Raw genomic sequence first — 14,709 nt, 5'->3', positions numbered from 1 at the left:
GTATTCGCATCGTGATGCGTTAGAGAAGAAAGGTGCCTCAGATGGCGTTGTGGTCCGGCAGGTTCGAGAAGAGCGTGGGTTCGTTCACGCAGGCGTTCGGCGCGTCGCTGCCCGTGGACAAGTCCATGTATTCCCAGGATATCAAGGGCTCCATCGCCCATGCGAAGATGCTTGCCGAGCAGGGCATTATCTCGCGCGCCGACCTTGAGAAGATCGAGGTGGGCCTGCTTGAGATCGAAAACCAGATCGAGCAGGGCAAATTCCGCTTCGACATCAACGACGAAGACATCCACATGGCCATTGAGAAGACGCTGATCGAGGACATCGGCATTTCGGGCGCGCGTCTGCATACCGGCCGCTCGCGCAACGATCAGGTGGCCACCGACACGCGTCTGCATGCGAAGGACCTGCTGCACGAGCTGCTCACGCAGAACTGCGCTCTGCGCGGCGTTATCTACGCCAAGGCGCGCGATAACTTCGACGTGATCATGCCGGGCTATACGCACCTGCAGCATGCGCAGCCGGTGCTGTTCAGCCATCACATGCTCGCGTACTTCTGGATGTTCTCGCGCGACTTCAAGCGCCTGACCTATGCGCTCGAGGCGGCCGATGCCAACCCGTTGGGAAGCGCGGCGCTGGCGGGTACCACGTATCCGCTCGATCGCCAGATGACCACCGAGCTGCTGGATTTCGACCATCCCATCAACAATTCCATGGACGCTGTGTCCGACCGTGACTACCTGCTTGACCTGGAGTATGCCTGCAGCGTGTCCATGATGCATCTGTCGCGCCTGTGCGAAGAAATCATTCTGTGGTCCACCACCGAATTCGGATTCATCACGCTGTCCGACTCGTTCGCCACGGGCTCGTCCATCATGCCGCAGAAGAAGAACCCCGACTTCGCCGAGCTCACGCGCGGCAAGATGGGACGCGTGGTAGGCGACCTGGTGGCGCTGCTGGTCACCATGAAGTCGCTGCCGCTGGCGTACAACAAGGATCTGCAGGAGTGCAAGGAGGGCGCGATGGACGCCGCCAAGACCCTGCACGACTGCATGGTGTGCATGGAGGGCATGATCAAGACCATGGAGCTGCACGTGCCCGAGATGCGCGCCGCTGCCGGCAAGGGCTTCACCGCTGCGACCGACGTGGCCGACTACCTGGCCAAGAAGGGCATGCCGTTCCGCCAGGCGCATGAGGTCGTGGGCAACCTGGTGCTGTACTGCGAGAAGCATCACAAGGGTCTGGAGGATTTGACGCTCGACGAGTTCAAAGAGGCATCGGAGCTGTTCGAGGAGGATATCGTGTCCTCGCTCGACCTGGAAAAGATCGTGCGCGCCCGCAAGACCTATGGCGGAACCGGCCACGATGCTGTGAAGGTGCAGATGGAGGAGGCCAAGCAGGTCCTCAACGCCGACAAAGCCGCCATCGGCTACGTCGCCCAGCCGCTGCTGTAAAGACGGGTTGCCCATTTGTTCGGGCGCCTTGGCGAATGGCTGCTTGGGCATCAGCCGTCCTTGAGATTGAATCCATATATCCAAGCCAAAGGCCGAGGCAATCGCCCCGGCCTTTTTGCTGCGGCACAAAGGTGTCCGTCAAGCTTCCGCGCTCTTACTTGCTTTCAGATATACTCGAAATGCTTGTGCAGCGTGGGTATATTGTCGAAGTTGGTGCGCTTCAGGCGGGTGAGGTCGATTTTATGGCGCGTCGCATGGATGAGCGGTGTATGTCCAGATGAGCGAAACTGTCCTCGACCCCCGCAATGCGCGATGTCGCTGTATCTCTTTGGGAGCGCGATGGAGATGGGCGTTAAACGTACACGGATCGAGCCGGGGTTGCGATGGCTCGATTCGCGCATCTCTTCACCGATTCGTTATTCGTAGAACGGACGAATTGACTTGTTGGTGACGGATGGAGAGCTCTCTTGGTCAAATAACCATTCATCTGGGCGGACTACTCATTCATTTGATGGCGCGTGGTCATTTGTATAGTGGAATGGGCGTTCTTGATGTTGCCAGATGCGGCTTACGAGTTGATTTCCTTCTGTTTCTGCTGTCGCTGCAGTGGTTTTCCCGAAAGTAGTCCCGCAAAGACATCTTTTTCGGCGTTATCGCGTCTAAATGGGAGATTGCGAGCTTCTCATTCGCCCATTCGACGCACTTTTTAACCAGCGGCTTACTATCTAACGCATGAATCGCCCATTCGAATCCAAATTGACCATGGCGGCTTTCTTTTTTAACGTTGCCCTCAGGGCCTCAGGCTATTTCAAAGTCGTTGATGGGGTTATTGCCGGGCAAATGAGAAAGCCAGCCCTTTGGCTGGCTTTTGTGTCCAATGGTGGGCCGTGAGGGGTTCGAACCCGCGGCCTTGGGATTAAAAGTCCCCTGCTCTACCAACTGAGCTAACGGCCCACGCTATGCTTGCGCATCGCGTTATACAAATGCGCAAGCATGCATTTTACCGCCGCGCTCCTATTCGGTCAACTGGACCTCTCGCCGAATGCGGCGGGTGCAGAAGAAGCGCGGACGTGATGATGCTCGGAAGGATGCCGTGTCGTGTCATGGCGGCCATCATGCCAAGCAATCTCCTCGTGCACCCTCTCTCGTGTCGCATCGTAGAGCGCCCTTGCGTGGTAGGATTTACGTGCGATGAAAGGGGCGCATCATGGCAGTGAGCAAGAAAGACCGCTGGCTTGTTATCAGGTATTATCTTGCGGCCGTTCTGGGATTACGCGCGCAGTGGTTGATTCTTTTGCTCAGCGCGGAGTGGCTTTTGCTCTGCATGCTCGACGACATCGTGTTCCACAATCCAAATAGTCCGTACATGATCGGCATGGCCGTTTGGCTTGTCCTCGTCGCAGCACTCACGGCGCTTATTTGCTATGCGATACTCGCCGAGCGAATAGGCCTGGGACGGGCCGCGTGGGCATCGGTCGAGGAAAAAGCGCTACGGTCGCGCAGGGCCGCCCGCGACCGGGGCGACAATTCTCCTATCGCTCATTTTCCCGATGCCAAGCCAGGTCAAAGGGCATCGCTTGCGTACAGCGCCCGTAGAGCGGCAATTCTCCTGGGCATCAAGGTGCCTAAACCGGGGGCATGCGTCCTGGCGATGTTCCTCTCATGCACACTTTTTCTGGCGGCGTTATACGCCGTGCATTTCGCGGATTGCGCCAATCTGACGCGCCAGGAACAGCAGACTGCTGCGCAAACGTTCTACACGATAGAGGATGCGTTCGAGCGCAGTGGGCTGTATGCGCTCGGCTTTGACCCTATGGATACATATAGCGAGCATGGGTATCTCATTACGGGAAAGATTGAGGATCAGTACTCGGACGGCTCTTGCGTTCGTATGACAGTAGGCAACGACGGTGCGGTGCAGGCCGTGATGTACACGCTTGTGACCGACCAGGATAAAAGCATGCGGGAAAACCTCAATCGCGCAGAAAAGTATTTCGAACGGCTGCACAACGTGGTGAAGCGCCTGGATGTCGAATTCGCCGTGCCAGAGCTGGTCTCATTTGATGCACTGCCCGAAGAATTCAAAGAGAAATATCTGGACGGCTCGCCATACGAGCGCATTCATATGACCGTGAGCGACCTCAAGGGCGAAGGCGGTGCCGACATTTCCTGCTCGTACTTTACGTATAGCGAGGAGGAATACGAGAAAAACGACTATTTCGAACCCGAGATTTACATCAGCATAGAGGCGTGAGGGGTGTCGCTTCACGAGTAACGTCTCGGCGTCTTTCCCGACGACTGGCTGTGAGCGTCTGCGCCAAAATGGGACAGCGATGCGATGCGCAAAGCGCGCGCGGACAACGATGGCGAGACGTCTGTGGGCAATGACGCGGGAGGCCCGCACGAACAATGATGCGCAAAAAATGCGCGAACAAAAGAAGGAGCCCCGCAGGACTCCTTCACTATAGTAGGTGGCACATGCGTATTGTATGCGTTAGCAAACCTTGAATATCCAGCCGTGCTTGTCTTCGACCTCGCCGTCCTGGATGCCGGTCAGCGTTTCGCGCAGCTTAGTCATGACCGGGCCCATCTCATCGTGGCCCTCGGGGAAGGTGATGACCTCGTCGCCGTTGTGGATCTCGCCCACAGGGCTGATGACGGCGGCGGTGCCGCACAGGCCGCACTCCACGAAGTCGCCGTTTTGCACCTCGGAGAACTTCACGGGACGCTCGATCACGTTGTAACCCAGGTCTTTCGCCACGACCACGAGCGAACGGCGCGTGATGGAGGGCAGGATGGAATCGGTGTGCGACTGGGGCACCACCAGATTGCCTTCCTTGTCCACGAACAGGATGTTGGCGCCGCCGGTCTCCTCCACGTACTCGCGCGATTGCGAATCCAGGTACATGTTCTCGTCGAAACCGTTGCGGTGTGCTTCCATGGTGGGATGCAGGCTCATAGCGTAGTTCAGGCCGGCCTTGATGTTGCCGGTGCCGTGCGGAGCGGCGCGGTCATATTGCGCCACGCACAGCTTGACGGGTTTGCAGCCACCCTTGAAGTAGGGACCCACGGGCGTCACCAGAATGCGGAACTGGTATTCAGGCGCAGGAGCCACGCCGATGACCTCGCCGGAGCCGATCATAAACGGGCGCACGTACAGCGTGGCGCCGGAGCCGTAAGGCGGCACCCATGCGGCGTTGGCCGCGACAACCTGCTTGACGGCCTCGATGAAGCGGTCTTTGGGGAAAGGCGGCATCTCAAGACGCTCGGCGGAGGTGTACATGCGGTCGGCGTTGAGGTCGGGGCGGAAGCACACGATGTCGCCTTCCTTGGTGGTGTAGGCCTTCAGTCCCTCGAACACTTCCTGGCAATAATGGAAGATGCCGGCGCACTCGGAGAGCGTGATGGTGTGGTCGGGGGTGATTTCGCCCTCGTCCCACTCGCCGTCCTTCCAGTGGGCGACGTAGCTCGCGTCCGTCGGCTGATAGCTGAAGCTCAGGTTGCCCCAGTCCAGATCCTTCTTTTCCATCGTGTGACTTCCTCTCTTGTGCGTCCGTCGATTTGCTTTCGGCCTGACTTTCATTCGGCGTCGTGACGAAGGCTGCCGTACTCTTCAAGCGTGGCCGGCTTCGCTTCCGACGGGGCTCGTGCGAAACGCCCCTCTCGCGCAGCCGTCCGATGCTTTATGTCCGGCAAGGCGCCGTACATTTGGCAACGGCCGGATGCGCTCTTCGTGTGTCGAATAAGTATGCGCCTAAGAGCCGCGCAGGAACGTTAAAAGTGCGAGAACAATTCAGGGACGGCGCTTTAGCACGGTGGAGCGGCGGGACTTTTCCGCTCGACGCCCCTTAAATCTCTCCTAGAGCGACGCTGCGCGACTTCAAAAGATGCGGTTTGATAATAGAGAGATATGAAAGCGTATTGCTGTCGAAAGTCGATTCAATCAGAAAGAATTTGGCTGGGCCACCAGGATTCCCGCGTCCGCTTCGCGAACGCTCTGCCTCTCGGGTTAAAGCCCTCGAGCGAATCGCTAAAAACTGCCCACTGGGCAGTTTTCTTAACGCGATTCCACCTCATCGGTTCGAATCCTTGCACGTGCGGGATATGAAAGCATGGTGCCGTCGAAAGTCGATTCGATCAGAAAGAATTTGGCTGGGCCACCAGGATTCGAACCCGGAATAAGGGCACCAAAAACCCCTGTGTTGCCATTACACCATGGCCCAGCATGCTGGCTTTCGCAGAATGCGTCTGCCGAGTCATTCAGTCTAAAGCAATGGGCCAGCGTGCGCAAGGAGGCGAGGGCGTATTCTTGAATCTTGCTAAATACGTGCGCAAACGCAGTAATGATTTATTTATTGGCACAGGTGCGCTATGCTGGGCGCCCACGAATTATGCGTCCAGGCTTGCCTGGGCTTTTGTCCGATGGTTCTCGCGCTCGTGGTTTGCAGCGCGCCTGAATTTCGGATCATGACTCCGCAATGTTGTATGAAAGGTACTCCTTTGGCTATCACCGGCAAACAGGTTCGTCAGCTTCGCAGTCTGGCGCATCATCTCGACCCCATCGTGTTCATCGGCAAACAGGGCATCACGCCCACCATCGTCTCGCAGACCAATGCGCTGCTTGAAGGCAAAGAGCTCATCAAATGCACCGTTCAAAACACCAGCGATCTTGACACTCAGGAGGCGGCCTTCATGCTGGCCGACGCCACCGAGTCCGAGATGATCCAGGTCATCGGCCACAAGTTCGTGCTATACCGCGAGAGCAAACGCGACGACATCGAGCACATCCAGCTCGTGTAAGGCGCAGCAAGCGAATCAAAGACGTTGCGAGGTGCGGCATCATGCTATGCCCGTTCGCGAAAAGAGCATATAGGTCGGAGTGTTTCCGCTTCGGCCTTTTCTTTTGCTCGGCCCGTCACCTTAATCGTATTTATCGTTATTTCTCGAATGAATGAGCGCAACTGTTCGCCAGAACGAATACAATTCAACTGTTGGTTTATATCGGGAAGGGGCAGCGTGGAGTATAGGGGCGTGCAGGAAACCGCATCTGAATGGGGAGTTTCAACGCGCCTCGTGCAGCGTCTGTGCGCGGAAGGGCGCGTTGATGGCGCGCGAAAGGTCGGCGGTTCGTGGGTTATTCCGCCGAACGCCCAGAAACCGACCAATCTGCGCGCGACAAAAAGTTCGGTCAATGCTGTCCATCTCTCTGAAGACGCGCTTCGGGACGCTCCCCTTGGCAAAGCGGAAGATGCATTTCCCGTGACGCCCAGCGCAGCGGCCTCTCTTCCGTCTCAGCAAGATGCGGGCGCGCTGGCAAGCTTGATGCCGCTTATGAACTCCGCATTCGTGCCGGGCACCTGTCAAGAAACAATCGAGCGCTTCGAAGATCCTGCCACCAGGGAAATCGCTCGCGCTGAATACTGTTACTTCAGCGGCCAGGCGGAAGAGGCGGCTCAGGTGAGCAGCAAGCTCCTTTCACATCCCGACCTTGCGATAAGGCTGTCCGCGTACCTCATCTACACGTATGCCAACCTGCCCCTGGGAAATATCAACGGCGCGCGGTTCGCGCTGACTGAGCTGCGTCTCTCGCTTCATGCCGATGCCTCCTCGTCGACACAAAGCCGCATTGCCGAGGCGTTCGTGGCCTACGCGGCATCGGTGCTACTTCACCTTCCGGAGCCTGACGACATGCCGCCCGCTGAAACGTTTTTTGCCCTGCTGCCTCCGGGACTGCGTGCATTTGCGCTGTACGTGCATGCTCATCAGCTGTATTTGGAAGGCGACTATTCCCGCAGCTTAGGCTTGGTGGAAGCGGCGCTTCTTATGGCGCCGAACGCCTATCCCATACCCGAGATATATCTTCATTTGGTGGCGGTGATGGACTACATGAGCCTCAGGCAGACGGATGCGGCGCGTACGCATCTGCTTGCTGCATGGGCGCTCGCTCGCCCCGATGGCCTGATAGAGGCGTTCGGCGAGCATCACGGGCTTCTAGGCGGCATGCTCGAATCGGTCATCAAGAAGGACTGGCCGGAAGATTTCAAACACATCATCGACATCACATACCGGTTTTCCGCGGGATGGCGGCGCATCCATAATCCCGTTACCGAAGAAACCGTGGCTGACAACCTCACAACCACTGAATTCGCAGTATCAATGCTGGCTGCGCGTGACTGGACGAATCAAGAGATTGGCGCCCACTTGGGCGTTTCCGCCAACACGGTCAAAAGCTGCCTTGCTTCGTCGTTTAGAAAGCTCGGCATCAGTCGCCGACGAGATCTACAGCAATACATGCTGCGATAGCATCACCCGTTTTGCGCCCCTAACGGGTGGAACCACCTTGCGCTTCTTTCCGTACGATGGCATGCGCGGGAAGTGTGCGTCCATGCCCTTTCCGCTGCCTAATCACCCGTCTTTCCGACGGGGCGAGCCTATCGGAAAGAAGAGCTGTTTCGGAGGTGGAGTATGAGCGGTGCGAACGTAGCAAGGGCGCATCACCTATCGCGCGTGGCGTTGCCGTTCGCGGCGATGCTCGCGGGCGTGCTTGCGCTGTGCGGGCTGTCGTGGATGACGCCCTCTGTCGCATATGCGGCAGATCAGGTGAACGAGCCCATCGTCATCGATGAAAGCACGCCTGCTGAGGGCGCGTCGGGCCCTGGCTGGGAATGGGAATGGGCCGGGTCGGCCGGAACGCTGACGCTTAATGGCGTGGACATCTCCATCCCTGACACCTACGCGGGCGAATCGGGTGCCGCTATCGTTGTGCCTGCGGGTTCTACCATTCATCTCATCGGTGAGAACTCTATTGTTATGGCTGCCGGTTCCGCGTCGACTGATGATGCCTATGCGGCGATTGAATGCGATGGTGACTTATTGATCACGGGCGACGTTTCTTCAAGCGCCTCAATTCGAGCGGAGGCAGCGGGCAGCGCCGGCCAGGGCATCTGCGCCATGGGCGATTTGAGCATCGGCGTCGTAGAGCTCAACATTATTGCGGAAACGGCGTCGTCCGACGTATGGGGCTCGACTGGCGTATACGTTGGCGGCAATCTGGTGATCAACAACGCCGCTACCGTCGCCGTGACGGGCAGCGAGTATGGTCTGCATGTTGCGGGTAGCGCCAATATTACCGACGCTCGTCAGGTGAAATTCGGCACCGAGAACGCTTCCGTCGAGGGCAATTCGGCCTTGGTTGAGGGCGAGGCGATGATTTCCGACGTCGAGGACGTTGTCATCACCGGCTCGGCTTTCGAATCGATGGGGCAGATGACCATCGCTGCATCCAACCTGACTGCCCATATCGGCGACTCCGACTGGGCTCTCTACGCGCATCAGGGCATAGAGATTACAGACGGCTCTTTTATTGAGGCGTCAAGTCCTAGTAACGTCATCGAGACTAACGGCCATATGCTTATTCAGGATTCCGACGTTCGCGCCGAAAGCATTGGCGAAGAGAGCACGGCGATATTCGTGTCAGGCGACCTTACTATTGCTGACAGCAACGTGACGGCGCTTGGTGATGAAGCCGCAGCCGATACCCTCGGCATATTCGTCCGTGCCGCGAGTGGCTCCGACTATGCTGGAACGCTTACGCTGGAAGGGGAGCCGTACGTTGTTGCCGAAGGATCCCAAGCGGGCATCCTGTTTGTCTCTTCCGCGGAAGACTGGGATGGCAACCATGTGGCGCTCAGTCCTGCCATCGGCGTCATCGAAGGCGGCATGCTAACGTACGCGGAGCGCAGTTTGCCTAGTCCTAAAGGGAACACCGAAGAATCGAATGATGTGATGTCGCTTTGGACGTATGCGACCGATAAGGTGACCATCGACGATTACTACAGGGTGAATGGCGCATCCCAACGTGTGGTCCTCGGCGCAGAGCACACAGTGCTTTTCGTGACCGATAATGGCAATCCCGCCACGGGCCTCGAGTCCATTAAGGCAATTGCCGCCGACGGTACCGAGTATGCTGCCGAGGAGTGGCTTGATGGTAGCCATGTGGGCTACTATCGATTCCCTCGCGATCTTCCCGTGGGTGCGTATGAACTGGAATTCGACCCCGGTTACGAAACGGCGGACAGCGCCACCATCAGCGTGAGCGAGGCGGGCTCCCAAGTGTTTACGTTTAATTTCTGCACGGTGGAAATGAAGCAGGCGGATAACGTGTGGGCGTGGCTCGTCCAGCCGTCGACCGGAGAGCGCGTGAGCGTGCTTGAACATATGCTTATTGGCGCTGAACTGGAGCTTGGCGCGCAGCCCGACAAGGGGTATGCATTCGTGAAGTACAGTGCAACCGGTACGGCGCCCGCTTGGGAGAATGGCGATTCCAACGTGGCGGATCAGACGGTAGTCGTCAAAGGGGAGACGGTCATCGAGCCCACGGTGAAAGCCGAGGGTGCAGCCCCCGGCGCGGGAGACGAGGGGAAAGACCAGAATCCCGGCACCGATACAACTCCCGATGCACCGTCTTCCGGTGACAAGGTGTCTTCTCTCCCCACCACCGGCGATGCTCTCGGCGGGGTCGTGGTGCCCGTCGCAATCGTCGCCGCACTTGCGATGATCGCTGCTATCGCGGCGGCCTGCAAGCGCATCCGCGGCATGCGTTGATTGCTTTCGTTCGCATAGGCGTACACGTACTGTTCGCTTAATTCTGATTACACCCGTTTCGTGCCCGAAACGGGTGTAATTCGTTTCCGCGCTCATAGATATGATGCTGCTTAAGCTTCGAGAAAGGTGAGCTATGGGCGCGAACGGATTGAACAAGTGGCAGAACGCGAACGAGCGGCCAGAAGGCATCACGCGCCGCACCTTTTTAGCGGGCGGCGGCGCCACGGTGGCATCGATGATGCTTCCTTGTTTAGGCACCTTCGGCGGCAAGGTGGCGTATGCGCAGGAATTCACCGCAGCGGGGGAGGGCGAGAGCGCATCCGAACCCACCACGCAAATCATCGTCCTCTCTTACAACGAGATAGGGCTCTCCGTCTATGACGTCAACGAAGAGGGAGCCACCGCCCCGGTGCCCAACGCTCGAGTTTCCATTTCCGCCACCGTTAAAGACAAAACGCAGACGCTCGAGGCCGTATCCGACGAAAACGGCGCGGTGGTCTTCGACGCATCCAAACTGGGAACCGCTATTGATTTGGGCACCATGGGCAGGTGCTACCGTTTCGAGGGCTCCGTCACCATCACCAAGGAGCATGGCTATCGCAACGTGACCCTCGAAAAGATTCGCGTCGACAGCGGTTCTGCCCTCAAGATTCCTTGCTGCAAGATTCGCGATGCGTCCATCCCGTACTTCGAATCCCTTTCGTTCAATGGATGGGATATGCAGTACGGCGAATGCGAGGTGATTCGCTGCGAAGCGGCTACCGATAAGATCGCGCTTACCGGCACGTTGCGCATGGAGGGCGTGGATTCCGTCGAAGTGTCGCTTTGGACGCGCGATCTCGGGGAAGATGGCAAGCGTGCGAGCAGCCCCCTCTTTACCGCCACGGTATCTATGTATGAAGGCGTTGGTCGCCTGAGCAGAAGCGCGTACTATTTGCGTCTTCTCGCACCCACCAAAGACCTTCTGCCGCTTAAAAAGGCCTTTGAGATCCAGGTGACAGCGGGCGATCTTGCCTACGTATTCCCGGTGAATCTTTCGGTCAAAGAGTCCGACATTCCGCTTTCCACCGGCAACGCCGATATCGTGCCCGGCGTTTCCTATGGTCAAACAGGTTCCGAGCACACCTTGTTCACGCTTCCCGATTCGTTCCCCGCCGTGCTGCGAGGCTCCAGTTTTACTATGTGGGTTCCTACACTTCCCGTCGATTTCTACATTTCGCCGTTCGGCATCATGTTCTTGGGCATTGGCGTCACGGGCGAAAGAAGCGCGAGCAGCATAAACGGTTTTCGTGAGGCGAGCTTTTCCAACGAAACCAATGCTAGCGTGAAGCAGCAATGGAAAGATCTCAATGACCGGTGGAGTAAAAAGATAGACCAGTACAAGGATATGCGGAAGGGAACCGACCCTGGCAGCTCCAAGGCGTTCGGCCATAAGCTCTCGCCGACGTTTGGAATCTCCGGCTCGGTTGAGGCCACGCTGTCCGCGAAATGCAACTGGCTTGAATCGCCTGACGCCATGAAGTTCATGGGCCAGGCGGCTGCCATCTTCGACTTGTATATGTTCGTGTCCCTGATTGAGCAGCTCACTATCGGCCCGGTGCCTGTCTTTATTGGAATCAACGTATCCCTCGATGCTCGGCTTTCGTTCTATGCCACGATCGAGTCTCCCAAGGGCGAGCCGCTCGATATCGACCTCGTTCCTGAGAAAACCGGCATCGCCATTGTCATCAACCTCGAGCTGGCGCTTTCCCTCGGCGTGGGTATCAGCGGCGTACTCAGCGCGTCGCTGCGCGGCGCAGGCAGCCTCTCCATGTATTTTGCCCTGCTTGAAGCTACGGAGGATATCGTGCCTGGCGCTCCTCGCCATGTGGTGATTGGCGCCGGGATCGAGGTGGCCATCGTGCTGCAAGCCCTTGTTTTCAAATGGAGCGGCAAGATTTGGTCTACCGACTGGCCGCGCCTGTATGACAACTGGAAGGCGTCGAGCAACGAGGGCGGGCTTCCTTCCAGCTATCTCTCGAACGACTACGCGCTAGGTGCGGATTCAAACGGTGCCGGCGTGTTCGCAAGCGATGCGCTGGTAGACGAAGGCGGCGCGGTGAAGCTTGAGGAATTCGGCAAGATTGCTACCATCGTCACATCGTCCGAGCTTCTTAAGAGCAGAGAGGCGGCGGCCAAGGCAACAACGCGCGCTCTTGCCGCGCCCGAGGCCACAGAACCGGTCGACTTGGGCAACGGCATGTTCGCCATGCCGTTCAACGTTGCCGTGCCCGATGCCTCCGAGGATGCGCTTTCTGAAGGCGAGGACGGCTACGTGTACGAAGACGTGGGCGAAGACCCCCAAGGGGTGTGCACGGGCTTTGCGGATATCGCAAACATCGCGCCCAGCGGCGGCGTGGTGCCAAGCAAAGACGTGAAGATCATCAGCGCGTCGTTCAGCAATCCGCGTGAGAAGGTTATTACCTACGACGGAATCGTGTACCTGTTCCGCCTGATGAGCGTCGATTATACCGTAGGCGACGCGCATGAGGGCCGCACCCGTCTCTCCGCTCAGATCTACAACGCCGAAACCGGGCGTTGGGGGCGCCCGAAGGTTTTGGATATTCCCGTTTCGGTTGCGGGCATAGATCGCGCCGATATGTTCGACTACGATTTCGATGTGTGCACCCAGACGGAGATGTCGGCCAGCCTGTATCAAGGCATCTACGTAAGCCTGGCAAGCACCGTGCGTAAAAACGGCGATCAGACCACGTTTTTCGATGCGTCTTCCGAATCCATCCTGACGGTTGCCGCCTTCAACCGCGATCTCAAGCGCCTCTGGTCTTCCATGTGGAAGGAAACGCCGGGATCGGCTCCGGCCAATGCCTATGCTGTAACCTGCCCGCGCATCACCACCATCATGAAGAACGGAAAGCCGCTCCTTGTGGCGCTGGGCTATTTACAGCATGCCGCCGATAGCCCCATCGAGCTTTTCGGTGACAACGCCACCACTACGTGCCGCGTGGCCGTTCCTCTTTCGAACAACCTGGTGCATACCGCGGGCGTGCCGGTGGACGCGACGGCCAACAGCCTCGAGGTCTCCAACATCGATGTCGACGACCAGGATGAATCGGTAGGATCGTTCAGCCTGGTTTCCCATTCGCGCAACGGCGTAAGCGTCGCCACGGTGAAGCTGGCAATTGGCAGGGAGCTTCAGGACGCCTCCCCCGAAGAAGAGCTTGATGTCCTGCGCGCTTCCCAGTCCTTTACCTTCTCGGCCGTGCGCAACATCGTCAACGCGGCGGATGTATCCGACATGCGAGCGTGGCCCGGGCACGCGTCGTTCCTCTCGCTGGTGAACGGGGAGCTCTACGAAGCGTCATTCGACCCCAGCGTTGAAAACGGCAGCCTCAGCACGCGGCCCGTGGGCCCTGCATCTGCCAAGATGAGTGCGTTTAAGGTGAGCGACAACGGCAACGTGCTGTTCTTCATGGAAAACAAGGAGGGCAAAAAGGAGCAGTCGTTCGACGAGCACGGCAATCCTATCGATAGCCCCACCGAGAACCGTTATCGCGTTCTTGCGAGCCTATATGTCGACGGGTTGTTCTCCGAGCCGTTCCCGCTGGCGGGCCTCACCCATCCCATCGACAGCATTGTGGGCGTGTCGGGCAGGGATGCGTACACGTTTGTGACGTCTGCCATCACGAGCATGGAAAACAGCACGGCGGATCTGCATTATGTGGAGGTTCCCATCGTGGCCACGGCGTCTATTCTCGGATTTGCCGCCGAGGAGCTGTTCGTGCTGCAGGGAGAGAGCACGACGTTCGACATCGTGCTGCGCAATGACGGCAATGTGATTCTCACGGGCTGCGTCGCCTCGCTTCACGACCAGGAAACGGGCGAGAAGGTGGCCGAATCCACGCTCGCGTTTGCCGCCGAGAACACGTGCGCGTCGGCGTGGAACCCCGAGCTCGCCACCGAGGTAATCGGGGATGAAATTGCGAATGGGCCGGCGTATTCCGACGATGCCGTGGGGTATTCCGGCGTAGAGGGCTTCCATCAGCTGGCCGACCCCGTTTCGGCGGGCGTGCTGCTTCCCGGAAAAACGTCGCAGTACCGCGTGGAATTCGCCATTCCCAGCGATTGGCACGGCACGAAGAGCGTCTACGCGGTTGTGAGCGATTTTAGCTACGAGACGATTGTGTCCATGGCGCCCGACGGCATGGAGGCATCCCCGATTAGCCATGACCCCGATCATGACGAGCTGCCGGGCGTGAGCATCGACGTGATCAAGCAGCAGTCCGATGTTTTCGACCCCGGGCTGAGCGAGCCGGAAGTGCGCGTGGTCAAGGACGGCGTTGACGTTGGACCGGGCGCGTCCGATGGCGGTCAGGATGGTTCCGATGACGGCCAGGGCGGAGGGTCGAGCGGTGCCGGCGGTTCATCAGGCGACAGCCAGCTTGGCAACTTCGCGCAAACCGGCGACGGTGCCGGCGTGCCCTTCGTTGGTGCGCTTGCCGGTGCCGCTGCCGCGGCATTCGCGGTCTACAGCGCCCGCAGGGCGGCACTGGAGCATGGCGAATGGGCCGATTCTCCTGTCGGCCTTGGTCAGGGGGAGTCCTGTGACCGAGACAGGGATCGTTAACGACAAGCGTGTATCGAGATGGGATGA

7 protein-coding genes and 2 tRNA genes are annotated in these 14,709 nt (G+C 58.4%); 6 read left to right on the top strand and 3 right to left on the bottom strand.

Going from position 1 to position 14,709, the window contains the following annotated elements:
• Positions 1 to 41: 41 nt before the first annotated feature.
• Positions 42 to 1,454 (top strand): argininosuccinate lyase, encoded by a 1,413-nt coding sequence (gene argH / locus Q0J60_RS10280; protein WP_294441260.1) that lies wholly within the window; start codon positions 42 to 44, stop codon positions 1,452 to 1,454.
• Between the two features lie 878 nt (positions 1,455 to 2,332).
• On the opposite strand, the gene Q0J60_RS10275 is transcribed toward argH, so the two are convergent.
• A tRNA-Lys gene (locus Q0J60_RS10275) sits at positions 2,333 to 2,408 on the bottom strand.
• A 253-nt stretch (positions 2,409 to 2,661) separates the two neighbouring features.
• Here Q0J60_RS10275 and Q0J60_RS10270 point away from each other — a divergent pair.
• Positions 2,662 to 3,708 carry a hypothetical protein gene (locus Q0J60_RS10270; protein WP_294441258.1) on the top strand — a complete coding sequence of 349 codons (1,047 nt, stop codon included), beginning with the start codon at positions 2,662 to 2,664 and terminating at the stop codon, positions 3,706 to 3,708.
• A 240-nt stretch (positions 3,709 to 3,948) separates the two neighbouring features.
• Here the strand turns inward: Q0J60_RS10270 and Q0J60_RS10265 are convergent, their stop codons facing one another.
• The gene (locus Q0J60_RS10265; protein WP_294441256.1) at positions 3,949 to 5,037 is read right to left on the bottom strand and encodes a branched-chain amino acid aminotransferase; all 1,089 of its coding nucleotides are present in this window, start codon (positions 5,035 to 5,037) and stop codon (positions 3,949 to 3,951) included.
• 566 nt (positions 5,038 to 5,603) lie between these two features.
• A tRNA-Gln gene (locus tag Q0J60_RS10260) sits at positions 5,604 to 5,677 on the bottom strand.
• Positions 5,678 to 5,954: 277 nt separating this feature from the next.
• Here Q0J60_RS10260 and yhbY point away from each other — a divergent pair.
• The 4 genes from yhbY to Q0J60_RS10240 all read left to right on the top strand — a co-directional run bounded on the left by yhbY (position 5,955) and on the right by Q0J60_RS10240 (position 14,682).
• Complete coding sequence (gene yhbY, locus Q0J60_RS10255) at positions 5,955 to 6,254, top strand: ribosome assembly RNA-binding protein YhbY (RefSeq protein WP_294441254.1); 300 nt, start codon at positions 5,955 to 5,957, stop codon at positions 6,252 to 6,254.
• A 522-nt stretch (positions 6,255 to 6,776) separates the two neighbouring features.
• The gene (locus Q0J60_RS10250; protein WP_294441252.1) at positions 6,777 to 7,757 is read left to right on the top strand and encodes a helix-turn-helix transcriptional regulator; all 981 of its coding nucleotides are present in this window, start codon (positions 6,777 to 6,779) and stop codon (positions 7,755 to 7,757) included.
• 162 nt (positions 7,758 to 7,919) lie between these two features.
• Positions 7,920 to 10,058: a hypothetical protein gene (locus Q0J60_RS10245; protein ID WP_294441249.1), complete on the top strand. Its 2,139-nt coding sequence runs from the start codon at positions 7,920 to 7,922 to the stop codon at positions 10,056 to 10,058.
• 133 nt (positions 10,059 to 10,191) lie between these two features.
• Positions 10,192 to 14,682, top strand: coding sequence for a hypothetical protein (locus Q0J60_RS10240; protein ID WP_294441247.1), 4,491 nt, complete (start codon positions 10,192 to 10,194; stop codon positions 14,680 to 14,682).
• Positions 14,683 to 14,709 lie beyond the last annotated feature (27 nt).

The organism is uncultured Slackia sp. (assembly GCF_944321625.1).
Lineage (GTDB): Bacteria > Actinomycetota > Coriobacteriia > Coriobacteriales > Eggerthellaceae > Slackia.
Note: the sequence above shows the minus strand (reverse complement) of the source record. Positions and strands in the feature narration are given on the sequence as shown.